The sequence below is a fragment of the Cylindrospermopsis sp. CR12 genome (genome assembly GCF_001432185.1).
GTDB lineage: Bacteria > Cyanobacteriota > Cyanobacteriia > Cyanobacteriales > Nostocaceae > Raphidiopsis > Raphidiopsis raciborskii.
In genome coordinates this window covers 88,140-109,498 of the sequence record NZ_LMVE01000011.1, presented here as the reverse complement: position 1 = coordinate 109,498, position 21,359 = coordinate 88,140, and the positions used below count along the sequence as shown (strand labels likewise).

Sequence of the window (21,359 nt, the reverse complement as noted above, 5' to 3'; positions counted from 1 at the left end):
CGTTGGGTTTCATACTTCAACCCAACCTACGTCTATCTTATATTTAATTCCACCCACCCACTTAGTGTCAACTAATCAAAGATATACAGAAACAATCACAATTAAATGAATTTGTTTTCACAAATGTTTGTAATTTACAGAATCTTCATTTTTGATCCATTAAAACTTGATATTAATTACTCATAAAAAAACCAGCATGACCAGTAATAACAACAACTATTCAGAATCCTCCGGACTGGGAGTATTTTCTATTAGCAAATCAGGAGATTTGACGACAGATCTCAATACTTCCTTCCCTATTAATGTTTCTCCTGAACCCCTAGCAGAGCAACCCATATTACCTACCACACCACCATTGGGTGAATTGCCAAAAATACCTATTAGCGCTAATCCTAATCCCAATCCCTATTTAACCAGCGCCGCTATTGTTCCCGATTTCAATGGTGACGGTAAAACAGATAAAATGTGGGTGAATGTACAAACAGGTGAAATTTTTGTTCGTCTAATGGATGGTACAAGAATCATAGAACAAGCTTCTTTAGGTCAGTACGATCTAAGAACTTGGAGTTATAAAACTGCTGATTTTAACAGCGATAATAAAACAGACTTCTTGTTGCGTAATGAGACCACGGGTGAAAACCTAGTGGTGTTGATGGATGGTACAAAAGTTGCCAGTTTCTTAATGTTGGATAGGGTAGATCCAGGTTGGAAAGCGGAAATTGGCGATTTTAATGGTGACCGTAAAACCGACATTTTCTGGCGCAATACCACTACTGGTCAAAATGCAATTTGGGAAATGAATGGTACTAAGGTTGTAAATGCTACTATGTTGGAAACAAAGGATGTGGCCCTAACAGCTACCATAGTTGATTTTGACGGTAATGGTAAAAGTGATATTTTTTGGCGTGATAGTTTAACTGGTGCCAATAGTGCTTGGTTTATGAATGGTACTGAAGTCACTAACTATGATTTACAAGCTCAGGATGGCGCCTGGACTAGCACTCTGGGAGACTTCAATGGTGATTTAAAAACAGATATTTTGTGGCGTAATAACACCACTGGTGAAAACAAAATTTGGACCATGAATGGTGTTTTTATCACTGAAGGAGTTGTCAACACCTTAGGTCAGGGTTGGACTGCTAATATCGGTGATTTTAATGGTGATGGTAGAACGGACATTTTCTGGCATAATAGTTCTACCGGAGAAAACACCGCTTGGTTAATGAATGGTACTAGTATTCAGTCTGAGGCCTTTTTACCCAGCAATCCCCCTGGTCTAACAGCTTCTCTTGGTGATTTTAATGGGGATGGTAAAACCGATATTTACTGGAGAGACCAACAAACCGGTGCAGATAAAATCTGGAACATGAATGGTACTATAGCTAGTGAAACTCCTGTTTCTGAAGTCGATAGGTTGACTCCAGAATGGTACACTGCATAGGTTAATACATTCCCAGGGCGATCGCTTGATCGCCACTTTCCATTGACAGCGTCAGGTCTCTAACTCCCGGAGAAAATTAGACAGTAACTGCTTACCAGCTATAGTTAACACACTCTCTGGATGAAATTGCACACCTTGGATGTGAGGATAATTCCTGTGTCGCACTCCCATGATTGTTCCATCTTCTACCCAAGCAGTAATTTCTAATACATCTGGACAGGTTTCACGCTCAATGACTAAACTATGATATCTTGTAGCGGTAATAGGATTTTCTAATCCTTGGAATACTCCCACACTGTTGTGAAGCACTGGAGATGTTTTACCATGCATCAATTCTGTTGCTGCAACAACTTTACCCCCAAATACTTTGCCAATGCTTTGATGACCTAAACAAACACCCAAAATTGGCAAGCTGGAACCTAACTTTTCAATTACATCCAGGGAAATCCCCGCGTCTTCAGGACGACCAGGACCAGGAGAAATCACTAGTCCATGGGGTTTTAATTCTCTAATTCCCTCCACTGTAATTTTATCGTTACGAAAAACTTTTAAATCCGCAGCAGCAGGAAACTCCACTGCCAGCTCCCCCAAATACTGCACCAAGTTGTATGTAAAACTATCGTAATTATCAATGACTATAATCACAATTCGCACCCACAAGTGTTAATTAAAAGAACTAATTACAAATACTAACTACCATTCTGATAAGAATATAGTTGTGATTAAACGTATTAAAGGAGGAAGCAATAGTGTGACTGCCACTATTAGTGATACCATGGCTGAGATAAGCACAGCACCAGCAGCACAGTCTTTAGCCACTTTCGCCAATTCATGATAGGTCTGCTTAACAGTTAAATCCACCAGAGATTCAATGGCTGTATTAACTAACTCCAAGGTTAAAACTAAACCACTTGTAATACTAATTATGGCTATTTCTACTGGTTTAAGATGGAGAAAAATACTCAAACCAATCACGAAAGCACAAGCAGCTACATGAATCCGAAAGTTACGCTGGGTCTGAAAACCATAGCTGATTCCAGCCCAAGCGTATTTAAAGCTGGCAAGCAAGTTAGAAGCTATTTGCCAAGAAAATTCCCTTTCCGAAGATACAATTTTTGGTAAGCGCTTTGGTGGTGTTGGTGGTATTGAAGTCTTGGGGAACATAGGATGTTGGAGATTCAAAAATTAAGTGTAATCAGAATGGGTGGGAGGAGACTGAACACATTCTAAGGGACTAATTTGAATTTGTCATAACTTTAAACAATTTGTGACAGAATTACTATCAATATGGCCATAATAGTCGGATGGAAGGAGATTTTAAATCTTGTTTAAACTGGTTTGAGCGGCAAAGAACCTACTCCTGTTCGTTATAATCTCTACTTAAATATTACTAACAATACCAACTGATTTTAGCAGCATTGATTGTTTGTTTAACATCTCTATCAAACTTTTCTCATCAGGATGATCCCAGCCCAAAAGATGCAATAAACCATGGGCACTCAACCAAGCTAACTCTGTAGTTAAACTATGTTCCCGCTCCTCAGCTTGACTAATGGCGGTATCTATAGATATGACAATGTCACCCAAATATAAGGGTTGACTGGCTAGCATTTCCTCGGTGTAGGGGAAATTATTCTCCAGTGCAGCAAAAGCCAAAACATCTGTTGGTTGGTCTTTCTGACGATATTGGGCATTCAATTCTTGAATTTGGGCATTATTGGTTAACTGCAATCCGATTTCATAACTCAAAGCCCGTGGTAGTTCGGCAGCAAGCAGGGTCAACCACTGGCTAAACCACATATACCATTTTTCTTCTGATACTTGATTAGTCAAGTTCAAGTCATAACTATTTTCAATAAATAACTCAACTTGTAATTGAGTCTGTACTTTGGTTTGGGAGGACACAGAATTTCCTTTATTTAGCGAGTGAGGTATGCTAGACCAACCAGAACAGCTAACAATCCCATGGTAGTTAGTCCGAAATGTTTGAGGGAGGTGCCACCTTTTCTGACCATGTTTCGCATTGCCAGCTTCACATAACTAGGTTTTGATTCGTTTACAGGGGTGTTACTCATAATCTCTGTGCGGTTGTCCTCTAACTGTAAATATTTGAAATACCTGAACTTCAAATTTATCTACTATTATCTAGCTCATTTTCTCCCTTGTCAACTTTACTTGTTCGTTCTTGTTTAATTAGCTCTAATTTAAATATGACCTTGCCAGCGCTTAATGGGTATACAATCAATGTCCAATTGATCCAAAGCACGAGCAACCACAAAATCTACTAAATCGTCTATGCTCTTAGGATTATGATACCAAGCAGGGATGGCGGGGACAACCCTAACCCCTGTTTCAGCTAGGGTAGTTAAATTCCGCAGGTGAATCAAGCTAAAGGGTGTTTCTCTGGGCACAATTACCAGTTTGCGCCCTTCCTTAACTTGTACATCTGCTGCTCTTTCTAGCAAATCGGAACTTAAACCTACCGCTAGTTTCGCTACTGTACTCATGCTACAAGGAATAATAATCATCCCTAAGCTTCTAAAAGAACCACTAGCAATACCAGCACCTACATCGCTCCAGGGATGACAACGTAATTTACCCATGGAGGTGACACCAGCTTGCGATCGCCAGAATTGCTCCTGAGCGATCGCTTCCGGAGGCATACGGATGTTTTGCTCTGCTTGCCAAACTGTATAAGTAGATTTAGAGGCAACCAGTTCTATACTATAATCGGATTCTAGTAGAAACTTAAGGGCGCGCACAGCATAAATCAAACCAGATGCTCCAGATACTCCTATTATTAGAGGTTTGCTATGATTTCTGTCATTGTTACTTTTATCAATGTGATTAGACACGAAGTTTCTCAAAAAAGTTAGTAGGTAACATGGGGTTAATAAATGTCAAAAGGCATTAGGACAAAGATGTGTCTTAAACCCCTAGCCTTTTAACTGTAATCCACAAGTGGTTAATCTATATCAAAGGGTGGGGTTTGATCAGGTAGGTAGATATTTGATCTGTCATCATTGGTTGTTTCCGAACCATTAATTTTACCATCTGCTCCAGTGGTAACTAAATCAATTTGTTGACGATAGTAGTCTACACTTTTGACCTGTACAAATACCTGATCTCCTAAGCGATAGGAAGCGCGATTTTTTCTACCAAATAGGGCTTGTTGTCGAGCGCGGTATTCATACCAATCATCCTTGAGAGAACTAACGTGAACTAATCCCTCTACTCGTAAAGGGGTGGCTAAATGAGAACCAACTTCCTCGGTTGGGGGAACTTCTATCTCCACAAAAAAACCGTAGGATTGAACCCCAGTAATCACACCAGGAAAGATTTGGTTAATCTGCTGTTTCATCACCTGTGCTTTTTGTAATCCAGCTAGATCAGTTTCAGCATCATAAACTTGTTTCTCTCTCTCATTAATCTGGACCAGAATCCTGTTTAATTCTGTTTGTAGCTCTTGTTGTACTTCCGGAGGTAAAACATTCCAGTTAATTTCTTGATGAGAAGAAGAATGACGTAGATTAACCCGCTCCTTGACACGACTATTACGGCGATCGCGCCCATACTCAAGAACAGCATGATACACTCTTTGCATAACTAAATCTGGATACCGACGTAAAGGAGAGCTAAAGTGTATATATGCTGGCAGTGCTAATCCAAAGTGAGGTGCTTTAACAGTACTATAAACGGCAGGTTTTAGAGTATCCTGTAGTAAGTAAGTCAAAACCTGTTCTGATGGGGATTCAGCAAAAACGCCTGTTAAATGTTGATAATCCACAGATTGAATTTCCAACTCGGGGTCTATGATTAATTCCACACCCAAATTAACTGCCAGTTTTAGCATTTCTTGAACATCTTGAGAATCGGGAGATCCCTGAACACGCCAAAGTGCTGGAATATCCAAAGCACTCAGGTGTTGACCCATTAACTGATTAACCATGAGGATTAACTCCCTCAAAACCGATCCCAGTGGTGAACTGTCGGGAATAATTGCTCCCATACTACCTTCATCATGGTAAGGATTGTAACCCAATGGTAGATTCAGCTCTAAGCAACCACGAGATAAACGGTCTTTCTTGATGATTTGAGCCAAAGATGTTAAATCATTTAACATCTCTATCACCCGGGTTAACTCTGATGACTCACCTGCAAGGAACGACTGGGCCTGTTCATAGGTAATACTTGTATCTACATTGACTACACTCGGTTGAATTTCCCACTCTGTAATCTGTCCCTTCTCAATATCAATATTGATGATAAAAGACAAAGCCAGGCGATCGCTATCGGGTAGTAAAGAACAGCACTCTGCTACTGTATGAGGTAGCATGGGCAAGATGAGATTGCCAAGGTGAATAGTTTTTCCCCGTTTCAGTGCTTCCCGATCCAAAATTTCATCCGGGTGGATATAGACAGATAAATCTGTAATGTGAACCATCAATTGCCAGTTGGTGACAGAATGCTTCTCCAGACTAAAAGCATTTTCCACCACTCCATCCCCATCTACCCCCTCTATAGTCAGAGTAAATACACTCCTTAAATCCAGACGCTCGCGCAGATTGGCCTTGAGGAGATTTTTCGGTAACCTAGCTGCTGCATCTAATACATTTTCTGCAAAGTTCCTGGATAGGTCGTGTTTGCATGTAACTAAATCTATATCAGCAGCGGCTTCAGCATCCGTACCAAGAATTTGTACAACCTGACCCAGGGGGGGATATTGTGCCAAGGGATAGCGGATCACCTCCACATGTGCCAGATGATCGATAGCGTCTTGCAAATTAATTCCATTGCTCACCAATTTCAATTCAAACAGCAATCGGTCATCTAAAGGTACCGCGCGGAAACCACCTTCCACTTGCTTAATCCGTGCCAATAAAGTGTGATTAGATCGCTCTAAAATCAACTTTACCTCACCTTCAGGAGAACGACGACGACTTCCCTCCTTGAGGATGCGAACTAATACGCGGTCTCCATTCCAAGCGTGACTAAGATGACTTTCTCGAATGTAAATATCTTCTGCACCTTCGGGATCCTGGATAGCAAAACAAAATCCCTTGCTGGAACAGCGCAGCTTCGCTTCTATCAGCCCCTCCTCTGATACGCGACGATACTTACCCCGGTCCTTAACTAAAAGTCCAACTTTTTCGAGCACCTCCAAAGCAATATGAAGTTTTTCCAAACTATCCTCATCTTCACAACCCAATTTTTTTTCCAGAACCTTCCTAGCTACCAATTTGTCATCGGTAAAATTGGCAAGGAGTGTAGCGATTGAAAATTCCATGCAGTGAACTGGCCTTTGGTCAAAACATCATTTTTCTTGTTATCTGGTTCTTACCTGTATATCCTCACAGTCTACACATATTGCCAACGATTTACCCGTTCCCTTAGACTCTCGTAAACGTATGAATCTGAGTTTTAACCAAGAGAAACTGCCGATTTACCCAATTATTTGTAAAATTGGTGACAATCAGGTTGGCAACTGAATGAGCAATGACAGCGAACTCCATCTTCATTATTGTAGATTTAGAGCACACTCGCAGAAAATACTCCTAGACATTTTAGTTGAGGTAATCACCATAGCATTATTAATAGCACTATTAAAGGTATCACTAGCACTCGAATCCAAATTTCCGCTGTTGAAATTCTGGAGAATTGGATGATGGGGATTACTCCCAATCATCCACAGTTTATAGTAGGGCCAGGGGGCGACTACCAGCTGCATGTCGGTCAATTACTTGGTCAATAAGTCCATATTCCCTGGCCTCTTGGGGAGACATGAAAAAATCTCGCTCCGTATCTTCGGCTATTCGGTCAAATGGCTGACCAGTATGTTCAGCCAAGTATTCGTTTAGCTTGCGTTTGTGATATAGAATTTCCCGAGCTTGAATTTCTATATCTGTAGCTTGTCCCTGAGCACCGCCTAATGGCTGGTGAATCATGATGCGCGAGTGAGGTAAACTCATACGTTTACCTTTAGTACCTGCACTCAATAGAAAGGCCCCCATACTGGCAGCCAGTCCTGTACAAATAGTACACACATTAGGGCGGATGTTCTTCATAGTATCAAAAATTCCCATTCCTGCTGTCACTGAACCACCGGGAGAGTTGATATACATATAAATATCTTTCTCCGGGTCTTCAGAGTCTAAGAACAGCAGTTGGGCCACTATTAGATTAGCTAAACTGCTATCCACCTGTTGCCCTAAAAAAACGATCCGTTCGCGCAGCAAACGTGAATAGATATCAAAGGCGCGTTCGCCTCGACCCGATTGTTCAATAACGATAGGAATCATGAGGTTATTTGTAGCTATTTACCCTTTATTTTATTCGAGGTTCGAGAGAATGGACTGGATTAATGGCCATATCTCATATTTCAAGAGGAACTTTTAATGGCACTTCCGGTCTGGGTTATAACAGACCCGAATATCATAACATATCATCGGGTAAATCCCAAGGCTGTATTCAGATTAGTGGTTCAATTAATCAGATTAAAAATGCTATTTATTAAGTGGGGGGAGTATTATGCTACAAAGACTCATACAGGCAGTTTTCATTACTTTTCTACTTTACCTAGTTGTCATTCTCAATCTGACTCATCAAACTTCCCCTAAACCCATCCTACCAGTGTCAGACATTTCTTTGTTATAGTTGTACCAAAATGCGCGTTTTTTCTGAGAAGATATTTTGGTAAACTGTTGACACGAACAGACGGAGGTGCAAAACTTTGGGCATAGAATTACGCAGTTACGTATTTCTAGACAACTTACAACCGCAACATGCGGCATATATGGGAACAGTGGCCCAAGGTTTTTTACCTTTACCGGGTGACACTTCCATCTGGATTGAAATTTCACCCGGTATTGAAATCAATAAAATTACTGATGTTGCCTTAAAATCTGCTTCCGTGCGTCCAGGGTGGCAAATAGTAGAAAGACTATATGGAATGTTGGAACTACACTCGGGATCCCAGGGGGAAACAAGAGCAGCAGGACAAGCAGTTTTGGACCTATTGGGAGTCAAAAAAGAGGACTGTCTCAAACCACGAGTCATTTCCAGTCAAATTATTCGCAACATTGATGCTTATCAAACTCAGCTGATCAACCGTAGTCGTCGTGGACAACTGTTATTAGCTGGACAAACCCTCTACGTTTTAGAAGTTGAACCTGCTGCTTATGCAGCATTAGCTGCTAATGAAGCGGAAAAAGCTGCTGCGATTAATATTCTAGAAGTTTTACCAGTGGGTAGTTTTGGCAGACTTTATCTAGGGGGAACAGAAAGAGATATTTTAGCTGGTGCTGCTGGAGCTTTAGCAGCTATTGAAAATGTTCCCGGTCGTGCTCCCCAAGGCCATCGTAAAGAATAGTGACAGGATAACTAAAATGGCAATTGAAACACATCTTACCCTACTCAAAGCAGGTGCTGTTACCTGGTTAGATTGGAGAGCACGAAACCCAGAACTTCAAGTTGATTTAAGTACCTCTAATTTAAGAGGGGAGAATTTTCGTGGTGCTAATTTCCAAAATGTCAATTTAAATCAGGTGGACTTTAGCCATGCTTTGCTGGTAAGAGCAGATTTTCAAGATGCCAATTTAAGTGCTGCTAATCTAAATAGCGCTAAATTAGTTCAGGCAAATCTTAGAAAGGCTAATTTAAGTGTCGCTAACTTGCAAAATGCCAACTTAATGCGTGCAAATTTAGATGGAGCAGTTCTAATTGGAGCAGATCTAAAAAATTCAAACCTACAGGATGCAGTAGTTACCAGTGCCAACTTAATTGGAACTGACTTTTATTATGCCAATTTAAACGGTGTTGATTTCGCTTATAGTAAACTTATACGCAGTAATCTGAGTTTTGCCAACTTAATCGGAGCTAATTTAATTGGTAGTAATTTACAAGACTGTAATTTGTATGAAGCTGAAATTATAAATAGTTACTTATATAACACAAATTTATCCAGAGCCAATTTAAGCAGATCCCATTTAGGAAGTTCCTATTTATGTCGCGCCAATTTCATGGAAGCTAATTTAACTAGTGCTGACCTAACAGGTGCTAATTTAAAAGATGCTAATTTAGCTGGTGCCAATCTTCAGGGAGCGAATCTTAGATGTGCTAATTTAACAGGTGCTAATTTAACAGGTGCCAATTTACAAAACGCCATTTTACCTCCCGTTTTTATTTGTAATTAACGGTAAAGATATACTTGATAAGTAGGTGGGTTGAAGTATGAAACCCAACACCCCCATCGGTTACGCGATCGCCCCTACAAATAATTGTTTAATGGATAATGGAGAAGAATGAGAGTTGGCTACAGCTATAGTACTGAAAACAACTGTTTTTGTTCTGGGAAAATGATATTGCTAGATTACCCAGTTCACCACAAGTGTAGATTCTGAAAATGAAGCCTAAACCCATAAATTCTAACTATACCAGAAAGCCAAGAATATTTAACCAACCAGAGCGTTTTATTGAAGGTTGGTACTGGGTGCTACCTTCCCATAAATTATTAGTTGGTGAGGTAAAACCTATCACTATTTTGGGGAAAGAATTGGTAATCTATCGTGGAGAAGATGGACTGGTGGTTATCTTCGATGCTTACTGTCCACACATGGGTGCTCATCTTGGGGAGGGTAAGGTGAAAGGTAATGAACTACGTTGTTTTTTACATCACTGGCAATATGATCAAGAGGGTTTTTGCACCAAGATTCCCTGTTTGGATGAAAGCATAGATACTACAGCTACTAAATCTATTAAAGCTAGAAATTGGCCTACCGAGGAAAAATATGGTTTGATTTGGGTATGGACAGGAGAAAATCCTCAGCAATCTTTACCTTTTATTCCGGAGTTGGAAGTTGCAGAACTAGATATAGCCTTTGGTGGTAAGTTTCTCATCCATTGTCATCCTCATATTGTGATGGTTAATCCTATTGATGCTCAGCATTTTTACAATATTCATAGACAAGTATGGGAATCTAGTTTTCAAAAACAAGAACTGAATGAGAATGCAATTATTTTCAGGTACAATCAGCAGTGTAATAACTATAATTCCAATTCTCCAATTAAAATTCTCCGATTTTTGCTTAATCCACCTATCAGCTATCATCTTTGTTACTGGTATGGGATCACAATGATAGTCAGGGTGGAAATTAGGTTTTTACATTTTCAGTTTAACTGTCACATCCTTTATGCACTGCGTTTAATAGAATCAGGAAAAACCACGGGAATAAGAATTTTTATCGCTAAAAAACGTCCAGGTATTATTGGTCATATATATGGCAAATTCCTTCTTTGGTTGAGTAAAATCGTGATTAATGCCATTAACTATATGTCAAATCAACACGGTAGACTTTTTCCTAAACCGGGGAAAAATAATCGTAACAACATTCAGTTTAACTTACAACATCCCCTAGAACTAGATCAACCAATTATAGAATTTATTAGTCATTTAGAGAGACAAAAACCTCTCAAATGGGGAACCTGGAGCTGGGAAAGGTTCACAGACAACCAACAAATGGAGTCACAAAAACCTCAAAACGTCCAAAAATGGCGGGATGACTTAGCTAATGATTGATTATAGTGATTATAGATTAGTTGGGTTACGCTACTACAAATAATTGTACCTCCCTACTTAAATAAAAATGAAGTGGTTTGGCCACTTCATCAATTCCCAGGTAGAACCTTGGTATCCAGTATAGCGGTGACCAAAATTGGAAATCGTATAAAATCCAACAGAACGTAAAGTTATTTTACCATTTTCTCAATTACAGATTTTTACCCATCAAACTTGTTTTCAGCTCTAGTAGATTAAGTCCCTATTTTACCATGATCAATTAATGCTTATTCTAAACATTACCATTAATCCCAAAATAATATGATGTTATAAGTCAATTATAAATCTATGCACCCACATATATAAATTTATTGATTCTAATTCAAAACTGAAACTTGAAAACTGAAAACTGATAAAAAATTGGGTCGGAATTTGCACAAAATTCTCTCTTACTAGGACCTATGCAAATCTGTCAAAATCCCAATTGTTCTAACCCGTTCAACCTCAACCACAGTAGATTTTGCATCGTTTGCGGACATGATAAATTTGGTGAAATCCTCAGAAACCGCTACCGCGTTTTGCGGTTATTGGGTGAGGGAGGTTTCAGCAAGACGTATGCTGCAGAGGATGTGGATAGATTAGACGCACCCTGTGTAATTAAACAATTTTTTCCTCAGGTTCAGGGAACTGTTGAACGTGCTAAAGCAGCAGAATTTTTTAAGGAAGAAGCTTATCGCTTATATGAACTAGGAGAAAATCATTCTCAAATTCCCCGCTTACTAGCTTACTTTGAACAGGGTTCAAGTTTATATTTAGTTCAGGAATTTATCATTGGTAAAACTCTATTAGAAGAGGTGAAAGAACGACCTTATACTGAAGCTCAAATACGTCAACTGTTATTGGATTTATTACCGGTTCTGGATTTTATTCACCACAAAAATGTTATCCATCGGGATATCAAACCTGAAAATATTATTCGTCGTAGTTTGGATAATAAACTTGTATTAATTGATTTTGGGGGTGCTAAACAAGTCACTAAAACTACCATGGCTAGACAAGCAACAGCTATATACACTTTAGGCTATGCACCAACAGAACAAATGGCAGGTTTTGCCTGTCATGCTAGCGACCTATATGCTTTAGGTGTAACTTGTATACGTCTATTGACCCAATGTTTACCCGTACAAAATAGTTATCAACTCAAAGATCCTCTTTATGACCCTATGAGAGCAAAATGGTTATGGCAAGAATTTTTACAGGGTAGAGGTGTTATAGTTAGTCAGCAATTAATATATATTTTGAACCGTTTGCTACAACATTTTGCCCAGGATAGATATCAGTCAGCAATGGAAGTTTTATATGACCTACAAAATGATTTTTCTCATACCCTAACCAGTGATTTCAATTATATAAATTCCGACGAATCAAAAATTAACTTGGGTACTCCTATTATAGAAGTAGCAACCACCCAGCAAAAACTTGCTGTGAATGTTCCACCCTTGGAAATCTTCGAGTTTCAGACCATGATATCCCATCAAGAAAATGATAAAGTTAAGCATGAAAGAAGAATAGGAAAATTCTTTACAGAAGAACTAAATAAACATCTCTATTTAGAAATGATATTAGTTCCCGGTGGTAGTTTTTTAATGGGTTCACCAGAATTTCAAGGTAATGGGGATGAACATCCCCAACATCAGGTAATTGTTGAACCATTTTATATGGCTAAATATCCCATTACCCAAGCACAATGGAAAGCAGTAGCAACATTACCAAAGGTTACCCAAAATCTCAACCCCAATCCTAGCAAATTTAAGGGGGTCAATTTACCTGTAGAAAATGTCTCTTGGTACGAAGCAGTGGAATTCTGTTTACGTTTATCATTAACCACTGGTAGAAATTATCGGTTACCAAGTGAAGCAGAATGGGAATATGCTTGTCGTGCGGGAACTACTACTGCTTTTTACTTCGGTGAAACTATTACTCCAGACTTAATCAATTGTAATGTTAGTCAATCTTATATAGCGGATTTTGGCAGAAACTTCACTCCACAAATTACAGAGGTTGGTAACCTGAACTTAGCAAATGCTTTCGGATTGTATGATATGCACGGTCTGGTTTGGGAATGGTGTGCTGATCCCTGGCATAATAATTACCATGGCGCTCCTAGGGATGGTAGTGTTTGGGATACAAATGGTGATATTAATCGTCGGGTATTGCGTGGAGGCGCTTGGAATTTTAGTGCAGAACTTTGTCGTAGCGCCAGTCGCAGTTGGAATGAAGCAGAGGGTGGTTTAAGAATGTCCGGTTTTCGTGTGGTTCTTTTCTTTTACGGGTGAGCTTGAAATTTGTTCAAGATTCTGGATGTTTTTCAGTTCTATACCCTGAACAGTACGTTTGATTAACCCGGTTAATACATTACCCGGTCCTATTTCTATTACTTTCTCAATCCCAGATTGTGGTAGTTGTAAGGAAATTTCTCGCCACCTTACTGAACCTGTCATTTGTTCAATTAAACGTTCCTTCAAAACCTGTGGGTTGGTGCTGGGAATTGGGTCAACGTTGGAAGATACGGGAATTATTGCTGTCTCAAAAGCTATATCTTTTAATATTGCTTGAAATTCCTCGGATGCACCCTTCATTAATGGCGAATGAAATGCACCAGAAACTTTTAGGGCAACTGCTCGTTTTGCCTTTACCTGTGACATTACAGCTTCTACTGCTGTTGGTATACCTGAAATTACAACTTGAGCTGGACTATTATCATTCGCTAAAACAACACCAGGTGTTTTAGCAATCTCTTCTTCTAATTGCTGTCTGTCAAAATTAAGTAATGCTGCCATCATTCCCCCAGCTGCATTATCCATTATTTCCCCACGTCGTTTGACCAGTTGCAATCCGGTTGACCAATCAAATACACCAGCTACATACAGGGCGATATATTCTCCCAAACTATGACCAGCAACTAAGTCTGGTTTTTGCCCTCTTTCTCGTAACAGGTCTGCTATAATACTTTCAACTACATACAAACAGGGTTGAGTGTAAACTGTTTGTGATAATTTAGCTTCGTCACCTTGACAGATTTCATCTACGGACCACCCCAAAATATTTCTGGCCTGGTCGAATTTGGCTTTGGCAGATTCTATACTTAGTAGATCTATTCCCATATTTAAGCACTGAGAACCTTGTCCGGGAAATACCCATGCAGTTTTAGTCATTTGATATTTGGTTGCTGATAATTGGTCATTAGACTTGTTATTATTTACCCCATTGGAAAATTGCTGCACCCCAACTCAACCCCGCTCCGAAACCCGATGTAACGATTATATCATTGGATTGGATTTTTCCCTGGCGCACTGCTTCGTCTAACGCTAGGGGAATAGAAGCAGCAGAGGTATTGCCATAATTAGCAACGTTACTAATTACTTTATGATCGGGTATGTTAAGTCTTTGCGCAACAGCGTTAATAATTCGCTGGTTGGCTTGGTGCAAAATCAACCAATCTATTCTCTCTACAGTCAAATTAGCACTAAATAGAGCTTTGTCTATCACTTCTGGAACTTTTTGCACAGCAAAACGATAAACCTCTTTACCGTTCATTGTGATGGGTTCATAACTACCTATAGGAGTATGAATATTTGGTTTGAGCTCTTGGGTCTTACCTCGGTAACTCAAATTCAGATAGTGGTTTTGTGTACCATCACTTTTGAGGGCAAATCCTAATAGGCGATCGCTCTTATTAGCTTGCAATACCACTGCTCCTGCTCCATCACCAAACAAGATGCAGGTGCGACGATCTTGCCAGTCTACCCAACGAGAGAGGACATCTGCACCTATTAGAAGTACATTTTGGTAAACTCCTGTTCTTATGTATTGGGCCGCAGTCACCAGTCCAAAGACGAATCCAGAACAAGCTGCGGTTAAATCAAAGGCCACAGCCTTAACGGCACCTATTTCAGCCTGTACTTGACAAGCACTGCCAAATAAATCATCTGGAGTAGAGGTTGCCAACAGGATTAAATCTACATCTTCTGGTTTAATCCCAGCTGCTGTTATTGCTTGTTGACTAGCATCAGTAGCTAAGGTAGTTAATGATTCGGGAGGTAGTGCCAACTGTCGTTGACAAATACCTGTTCTTGTGGTAATCCAATCCTCGGAAGTTTCTACCAGTTGAGTGAGCAACTGGTTATCTACGGTAGTTTTTGCTATGGCTGACCCACTACCCGTAATTGCTATACCTTGTAGGAATAAATTTTGCACTCCTAATCTCCGTTGTCATTTGTTCACGGTCAGTTTAATTGACTGACGAAACCACCGTCATTTGGGTTGAGCGAATTTGCTAGAGGTGGAGATTTTCTGCAAAAACATCAGGAAGCAGTTAGAATTGAGCTAACCGCTTCTAGAAAGCTATGCGGATAGGCTTAACAACCTCAAATTCATCTAGAATTCTTACTGGGGTTCACCCTGTAGAACTTTGTATTTGGACTGTAGTCTTTCTAGCACTTGATTATCTACAGCTTCTTTGGCCATGCGAATGGCGCTAAAAATAGAGGGTGCTTGGGAACTACCATGGCCAATGAAACAAATTCCATTGACTCCTAATAGTAAAGCTCCCCCATGTTCAGCATGGTCCATGCGCTGTTTAACTCGCTTGAGGTTAGGTTTTAAAATCGCTGTGCCAATTTGTCCTCTAATACCTTGGGGTAGTTCTTCCCGCAGTATTTGTAAAATTACACCCCCTACCGCCTCCGCAAATTTCAACAACACATTACCAACAAATCCATCACAGACAATCACATCAAATTCACCGGACAATACATCACGTCCTTCTGCGTTACCACTGAAATTAATTTGAGTGTTTTCCCGTAATAACTCGTGAGCACGCACAGCAGCTTCATTGCCTTTGTTTTCCTCTTCACCGATATTTAATAATCCCACTTTTGGTTCACTGATTCCCAGCACGTATTGGCTATAAATCGAACCCATCACCGCAAACTGTTCTAAAAATTTGGGGCGACAGTCTACATTAGCACCAACATCAAGTATTAATACTGGCTTACCTGCTTTTATGGTAGGAAATACTGTGCCAATAGCGGGACGATCAATGCCCGGCAACCTACCCAGTCGTAATAAAGCTGATGCCATTGCTGCTCCGGAATGACCAGCAGAGAATATAGCATCAGCTTGATTGTTTTTAACTAAGTCCATTGCCACATTGACAGAAGCTCCACGCTTTCTACGAACAGCGCTTAAAGGTTCTTCGTCCATGCCAATTGTGTCCTGGGCTGGGACAATTTCTATTCCTAACCTATTGCTTTTAAGGGGTATGACAGCTTCAATTTGTTGGGGATCACCTACTAGCAAGATGTGAACGCCCAATTCTTCTTTCGCTCGCAGTGCGCCAGCAACAATTTCGGCGGGTGCGTAGTCCCCCCCCATAGCGTCAATCGCGATTCTTACACCAGTCGTTCCCATTGCTCCTAGCTCAAAGAGACCTTATAAATTTTATCAGATTGTTACAGTTAAGAGTTCAAAATTATTAACTGGAACTGAGTGGTTTAGCAATTATTTCCACAATCTGATTCCACCTGGCTTTTTCAAACAATGATTCTACACAAACCCGAGCTACTTTTTTCCTAGAAATGCTACCTTCAAATAAGGTATCATGACCCTGCATAATAACTTCATCAGAGTTATCATCATTTTTTAATCCTCCAGGTCGCACAATTGTATAAGTTATTCCGCTTTTTCTAATAAACTCTTCGGCTTGTTTCTTCCAAACTAAAATTAACCAGAATAGGTTGAGAGGATGGAATAACTGGGAAACGCATAGGGAAGAAACTAGGACAAAATGTTGAATTTTTCTATCTTGAGCTGCTTTGACTAGGTTTTTTGTCCCCTGGAAATCTACCTGATAGGGACCAGTCGGGTCAAAACTCGGTCTAGCACCAGTTGCACATAAAACTACTGTGCTGTCACCTAAAGCAGCAACCAGGGTTTCAGGTTGCAAAATATCCCCCACAATTAATTCAACTTGGGAAGGAAGAAGATTTCGAGCTTTTTGCTCGTCTCTCACTAGCGCTCGCACGGGAATATTTCTGGACACTAGCTCTTCTACTATCCGCTGACCTGTTTGACCTGTTGCACCTGCTACAAATGCTTTCATAATTAAGGTTATCCTAGGAAACAATATGTTTGTTGGTTTCGTTATTTATTCTAAGGAATCTATGGATAGGATGACATAATGGCATAATAGTTATATACGCACAACTGTCTTGTAGATGCTTTTTTCCATATCTTTATGAAAATTGAATTTTTGTCTGAGCAAGCTACCTCAGCTTGAAAATCATGATTGATACGCAATATACAAAAACTTTTGACTATAGAGAGAACGGAATTATGGTAGCAAATAATTGGGAATTTCAGTCTTTAGAATTAGGAGTAGATGATCTTGATTCTTCTTTGTCAAGTCCTATATCTCATCTTATTAGTGAGGACGCATTAACAGAAAACTATGAAGCATTTCCTAGTAAATTCTATAGTCATCATCGAGAGTTTATGAAAATGCAAGCATCTAGTGAACAGGTGATGGAATATTTTAACTGTCATTCAGCATGGTTTATACGTTGTGCCCAACCTATGGTAGTTCATCCCCTGGGTGAGAATGGTTATACATTGGTAATTGGTAGATTTGGTGCTTTTGGTTATGAAGTAGAGCCAAAAATAGGTTTGGAATTGTTAGTCCCCGGAAAAAATCAATGTCAAATCCGCTCCATTCCCATCCCCAACTACCAATCTCCCGGTTACCACATTAACTATAATGCCCATATGCAACTCATTGAAAATACACCAGGTATTACCAGAGTGGAATGGCAATTGGATTTAACTGTTTGTTTACAATTCCCCAAGTTTATCAGACGCTTACCAAGTTCCCTCGTACAGTCCACAGGCGATCGCCTGTTAAATCAAGTTGTCCGTCAGGTATCTCGTCGCTTAACTCGTAAGGTACAAGAAGACTTTCATGGAAAAAGTGAGAGTTGACCAGGCGTTCTACCTCATTTACATCTAGGGAGAGGATTTACCCTCCCTAGTATTATAACTATTCTAGGCTTGACCAATAATTTTGAGAACAATTTCTACACCAGACACAGCTTGCCAAATAAAAAGTCCCAAAATCCCAAAATTCAATAGAATATGTGTGGCCCGGGCCCAATTAGCTCCTTTTTGCATAAATGGAGCTAATGCAGCAGAAAAAGCAATTAAACCGGTCATGCCTAAACCAGCTAGGAGATGGGGGCCAACAAATAACTTACCATTGTTAATATAGGTAACCGCCATTCCCCCAATAGAACCCCCTACCATCAACGCTAGGAGTACAGAGCCAATTTTGTGGTGCTTATCGCTATATTTACCCTTAATTAGTTGTTTCTTCTCTTCTCCTTGGGCATTTCTGGTACGCTGTACTTGTAACCCTAAGTAAGCTGCATATAATGACAGCGCTAACAATATCCACATGATTGCGGGATGGAAAAATTCCAAACCGAATTTTACGTCTGGAGTAAGTTCTAAACTCATGGTTTATTTACCTAAAGTATTAAATCTTTATAAAACTTAGCATAAATTACGGCAAACACTGCAAAAAGTGATTTACTTGGGTTCTCCATAATAATTCATCAATTATAACACTACAACTAATTGTATTTACTTAAATTGAGGTTAATGAGATGATTGATTTACTTACGGCTGCGAAAAATGGTAATGTTCAGCAGGTTCGTCAATTACTGGCATCGGGATTTCCAGTAGATACGGGCGATCGCCATGGTACGACAGCATTAATGTTTGCTGCTAATTTTGGCTACACGGAGATTGTACGTTGCCTATTGGATTTTGGAGCTGATATTGATTTACCCAGGAAACTCCATGGTTTAACAGCATTAATGTTAGCTGCTGCACATAATCAAGTTGACGTGGTAAAATTGCTAACATCTCAAGGAGCAAATACAAATGCAGTCAATGAAGATGGAAGCACAGCATTAATGATAGCAGTAGAAAAAGGCTACATTGAGACCGTGCAAAACCTGTTAGATTTTGGAGCAGATCCAAAAATTGTAGACCAACATAATGAGGATGCATTTAAACTAGCAATTAGGCAGAATAATAGGGTTATATTGAACATTCTCGTAAAAAACAGTCAAACTAAGGGTGAAACTGAAAGCCTGTTAATTATGGGAGCAGATAATGGTAACCTAGAGATAGTGAAAACATCTTTATTATATGGTGTTAACCCTAACCTAGAGAATAGTGATGGAACTACAGCACTACTAGCTGCTGCTGCTGGCGGACATACTGAAATTATCCAAGTTCTGTTAGATCGGGGTGCAGAAATTAATCACCAGGATCAAGAAGGTGAAACAGCTATGCACTTTAGCGTTGTCGAAAACCACCTAGAGACAGTGCAAACCCTAGTGAATAGGGGTGCTAACCTAGAAATCAGAAACAATTTGGGAGACACCCCCCTAATTTTAGCAGCATTTCAAGGATACCAAGAAATAGTCAGGGTTCTACTTGATGCAGGAGCAGATGGTGGCAAAAAGAATTTGGGGGAATTCCCCTTGACCTTGGCAGCATTCCAAGGACATACTGAAACGGTCAAGGTTTTATTGGAAAGTGGGGTTAATATCGATGTTATAGCTGAAGATGGCAAAAGTGCCCTAGTTAAAGCTATAATCGGTAACCATCCAGAAATTTTTCAACTACTCCTGACAAAAGGAGCAAATGTCAACCTACAAGACCCAGTGGGTGTCACACCCTTAATGTATGCTACTGCACAAGGATATACCCAAGCGGTGGATATGTTAATTCAAGCTGGAGCAAATGTAAACATAAAAAATCAAGGTGGGTATACAGCCTTAATGATTGCCAAATCTAACAATTATACGAAGACAAGTAATTTATTAATACAAGCAGGTGCGAAGGAGTAGAATGAATATTCTAGATGCCAAGGGGCGGCTATTCGGTAAAATTAACTTCCTAGATCTAAGTGCAGCACTAGTAATATTGCTAGTGATAGTTGGCATTTTTATATTCCCTGGGACTTCCGGTTCTGTAGCTCAGATAGGTACGAAAACAGTTCCCATAGAAGTAGACCTAATAGTAAGGGGTTTAAATGTCCGAGACAGTCAGCAACTATTTAAACAGGGATTTACCAAAGGTGGTAAAACTAACGTAATTATTCGTAACCAACCCTACGGACAAATTGGGATTAAATCCATTCAAGAGTTAAAGAGAACCCTCCTAGTACCCCAACCAGATGGTTCAATTAAGGAACTACCAGATCCAAGAAGTAATAATTTTAGTACGGATTTTCTACTGACCTTAGAGGGTAAAGCACAAGTTACGGATAATGGGCCCGTCTTGGGTAATAGTAAAGTAAAAATTGGCATGCCTTTTGAACTAGAAGGGTTTAACTACAATTTCAACGCTTCTGTGATTGATATTCGGCTCAAAGATGGTAAATAGCCTTGATTAGTTGAGCATCTATATGGAGAAATGCTCCCAACGGTTTCCATCTTAATGGTTTTTTGAAGTTAGAGCTTGAAATAAGAACTCTGGTAAGGAAAGCATTCGACGCCAGCGCCAAGGTTCTTGATATAAACGATAAAGCCATTCTAAATTATTATTTGCCAACCATTGGGGTGCACGGGTTTTGCCACCAGACCAAATATCAAAACTACCGCCCACCCCAATCCATATCGCCTGAGGGCATAGGGTACGGTTTTTAGCGATCCATAGTTCTTGACGAGGAACTCCTAAGCCTACAAAAATGACTTGAGGTTGTAACTCCGTTAAAGTCTCCAGTAATATTTTTTCAGTTTCTGGGGAATGATATCCAGAGTGAGTACCGACAAAATTCAAATTAGGAACTTGTTGTTGCCAAAACTCCGCAGCTTTAGCTGCTACTCCTGGAGATCCGCCATAAAAAAATACCTTTGTAGATGGTGCTTTTTTACTTAGTTCTTGGAGTAGACCTTCTGCTAATTCAATACCAGGAAAACGCTTTACCTGCTGTTTGAGTATGAAACGTAAATACAATACCACTCCTGCGCCATCTGGGATAACCAGGTCAGCGTTTTCAATAACTGTGGATAAACTTGGGTTCCGTCTAGCTTGCATAGTCATTTCCGCATTGAGAGTCACCACATGGGTTCCTCTACCCTGTTGAAGAGACTCTACTAACCAATGGGGGTAATTTTCCACCACATGAACCGGTAACCCCAAAACGGAAAATTTTTCAGGTGACTGATAGGTTAACATCGTATTTTAAATTAGACTAAACTAAGCTCACACCAAACTTTACACTAGTTTATC

The 21,359-nt window shown here is 39.9% G+C and carries 21 protein-coding genes; 8 read left to right on the top strand and 13 right to left on the bottom strand.

The features are described 5' to 3' along the window. The first annotated feature begins 196 nt into the window (after positions 1-196). Positions 197-1,441, top strand: coding sequence for a VCBS repeat-containing protein (locus tag ASL19_RS01485; protein ID WP_006276057.1), 1,245 nt, complete (start codon positions 197-199; stop codon positions 1,439-1,441). Positions 1,442-1,492: 51 nt separating this feature from the next. On the opposite strand, the gene ASL19_RS01480 is transcribed toward ASL19_RS01485, so the two are convergent. The 7 genes from ASL19_RS01480 to clpP all read right to left on the bottom strand — a co-directional run bounded on the left by ASL19_RS01480 (position 1,493) and on the right by clpP (position 7,740). Beyond that, the gene (locus ASL19_RS01480) at positions 1,493-2,086 is read right to left on the bottom strand and encodes an aminodeoxychorismate/anthranilate synthase component II (RefSeq protein ID WP_057177006.1); all 594 of its coding nucleotides are present in this window, start codon (positions 2,084-2,086) and stop codon (positions 1,493-1,495) included. A gap of 48 nt (positions 2,087-2,134) precedes the next feature. Next, entirely contained in the window at positions 2,135-2,605 is a 471-nt protein-coding gene (locus tag ASL19_RS01475) for a diacylglycerol kinase family protein (protein ID WP_057176991.1), read from the bottom strand. 216 nt (positions 2,606-2,821) lie between these two features. Then, the gene (gene ybeY / locus ASL19_RS01470) at positions 2,822-3,346 is read right to left on the bottom strand and encodes an rRNA maturation RNase YbeY (RefSeq protein ID WP_057176990.1); all 525 of its coding nucleotides are present in this window, start codon (positions 3,344-3,346) and stop codon (positions 2,822-2,824) included. Positions 3,347-3,360: 14 nt separating this feature from the next. Further along, entirely contained in the window at positions 3,361-3,516 is a 156-nt protein-coding gene (locus tag ASL19_RS16435; protein WP_072149056.1) for a DUF3285 domain-containing protein, read from the bottom strand. Between the two features lie 129 nt (positions 3,517-3,645). Next, positions 3,646-4,296: a flavin prenyltransferase UbiX gene (locus ASL19_RS01465; protein ID WP_057176989.1), complete on the bottom strand. Its 651-nt coding sequence runs from the start codon at positions 4,294-4,296 to the stop codon at positions 3,646-3,648. Between the two features lie 110 nt (positions 4,297-4,406). Then, the gene (locus tag ASL19_RS01460; protein WP_057176988.1) at positions 4,407-6,728 is read right to left on the bottom strand and encodes a ribonuclease R family protein; all 2,322 of its coding nucleotides are present in this window, start codon (positions 6,726-6,728) and stop codon (positions 4,407-4,409) included. Positions 6,729-7,134: 406 nt separating this feature from the next. Further along, a complete protein-coding gene (gene clpP, locus ASL19_RS01455) occupies positions 7,135-7,740 on the bottom strand; it encodes an ATP-dependent Clp endopeptidase proteolytic subunit ClpP (RefSeq protein ID WP_006276063.1) in 606 nt (201 codons plus the stop codon). 431 nt (positions 7,741-8,171) lie between these two features. On the opposite strand from clpP, the gene ASL19_RS01450 reads away from it, so the two are divergent. The 4 genes from ASL19_RS01450 (at position 8,172) to ASL19_RS01435 (ending at position 13,330) form a co-directional block, all read left to right on the top strand. Further along, positions 8,172-8,810: a hypothetical protein gene (locus ASL19_RS01450; RefSeq protein WP_006276064.1), complete on the top strand. Its 639-nt coding sequence runs from the start codon at positions 8,172-8,174 to the stop codon at positions 8,808-8,810. Positions 8,811-8,826: 16 nt separating this feature from the next. Then, positions 8,827-9,633, top strand: a complete 807-nt coding sequence (locus ASL19_RS01445; protein ID WP_057176987.1) for a pentapeptide repeat-containing protein — start codon at positions 8,827-8,829, stop codon at positions 9,631-9,633. 209 nt (positions 9,634-9,842) lie between these two features. Next, the gene (locus tag ASL19_RS01440; protein WP_057176986.1) at positions 9,843-11,015 is read left to right on the top strand and encodes an aromatic ring-hydroxylating dioxygenase subunit alpha; all 1,173 of its coding nucleotides are present in this window, start codon (positions 9,843-9,845) and stop codon (positions 11,013-11,015) included. Between the two features lie 440 nt (positions 11,016-11,455). After that, positions 11,456-13,330 carry a bifunctional serine/threonine-protein kinase/formylglycine-generating enzyme family protein gene (locus ASL19_RS01435; RefSeq protein WP_057176985.1) on the top strand — a complete coding sequence of 625 codons (1,875 nt, stop codon included), beginning with the start codon at positions 11,456-11,458 and terminating at the stop codon, positions 13,328-13,330. On the opposite strand, the gene fabD is transcribed toward ASL19_RS01435, so the two are convergent. The 4 genes from fabD to ASL19_RS01415 form a co-directional block, all read right to left on the bottom strand. Next, positions 13,286-14,209, bottom strand: a complete 924-nt coding sequence (gene fabD / locus ASL19_RS01430; RefSeq protein ID WP_057177005.1) for an ACP S-malonyltransferase — start codon at positions 14,207-14,209, stop codon at positions 13,286-13,288. The genes ASL19_RS01435 and fabD overlap by 45 nt on opposite strands. 40 nt (positions 14,210-14,249) lie before the next feature. After that, a complete protein-coding gene (locus ASL19_RS01425; RefSeq protein ID WP_057176984.1) occupies positions 14,250-15,251 on the bottom strand; it encodes a beta-ketoacyl-ACP synthase 3 in 1,002 nt (333 codons plus the stop codon). A 189-nt stretch (positions 15,252-15,440) separates the two neighbouring features. Then, on the bottom strand, positions 15,441-16,466 hold the full coding sequence (plsX, locus tag ASL19_RS01420) for a phosphate acyltransferase PlsX (protein ID WP_006276070.1): 1,026 nt from the start codon (positions 16,464-16,466) through the stop codon (positions 15,441-15,443). Positions 16,467-16,530: 64 nt separating this feature from the next. Next, positions 16,531-17,157 carry an SDR family oxidoreductase gene (locus ASL19_RS01415; protein ID WP_057176983.1) on the bottom strand — a complete coding sequence of 209 codons (627 nt, stop codon included), beginning with the start codon at positions 17,155-17,157 and terminating at the stop codon, positions 16,531-16,533. A gap of 182 nt (positions 17,158-17,339) precedes the next feature. Between ASL19_RS01415 and ASL19_RS01410 the strand changes: the two genes are divergently transcribed. Further along, complete coding sequence (locus ASL19_RS01410) at positions 17,340-18,032, top strand: DUF1997 domain-containing protein (protein WP_200959786.1); 693 nt, start codon at positions 17,340-17,342, stop codon at positions 18,030-18,032. A gap of 63 nt (positions 18,033-18,095) precedes the next feature. Here ASL19_RS01410 and ASL19_RS01405 read toward each other — a convergent pair whose 3' ends face one another. After that, entirely contained in the window at positions 18,096-18,566 is a 471-nt protein-coding gene (locus tag ASL19_RS01405) for a DUF4079 domain-containing protein (RefSeq protein WP_057176982.1), read from the bottom strand. Positions 18,567-18,715: 149 nt separating this feature from the next. On the opposite strand from ASL19_RS01405, the gene ASL19_RS01400 reads away from it, so the two are divergent. Together ASL19_RS01400 and ASL19_RS01395 are read left to right on the top strand one after the other, a co-directional pair. Further along, positions 18,716-19,972 (top strand): ankyrin repeat domain-containing protein, encoded by a 1,257-nt coding sequence (locus tag ASL19_RS01400; RefSeq protein ID WP_057176981.1) that lies wholly within the window; start codon positions 18,716-18,718, stop codon positions 19,970-19,972. A 1-nt stretch (position 19,973) separates the two neighbouring features. Next, on the top strand, positions 19,974-20,510 hold the full coding sequence (locus tag ASL19_RS01395; protein ID WP_006276075.1) for a DUF4330 domain-containing protein: 537 nt from the start codon (positions 19,974-19,976) through the stop codon (positions 20,508-20,510). A 51-nt stretch (positions 20,511-20,561) separates the two neighbouring features. Here ASL19_RS01395 and ASL19_RS01390 read toward each other — a convergent pair whose 3' ends face one another. Beyond that, on the bottom strand, positions 20,562-21,305 hold the full coding sequence (locus tag ASL19_RS01390) for a WecB/TagA/CpsF family glycosyltransferase (protein WP_006276076.1): 744 nt from the start codon (positions 21,303-21,305) through the stop codon (positions 20,562-20,564). Between the last annotated feature and the right edge of the window lie 54 nt (positions 21,306-21,359).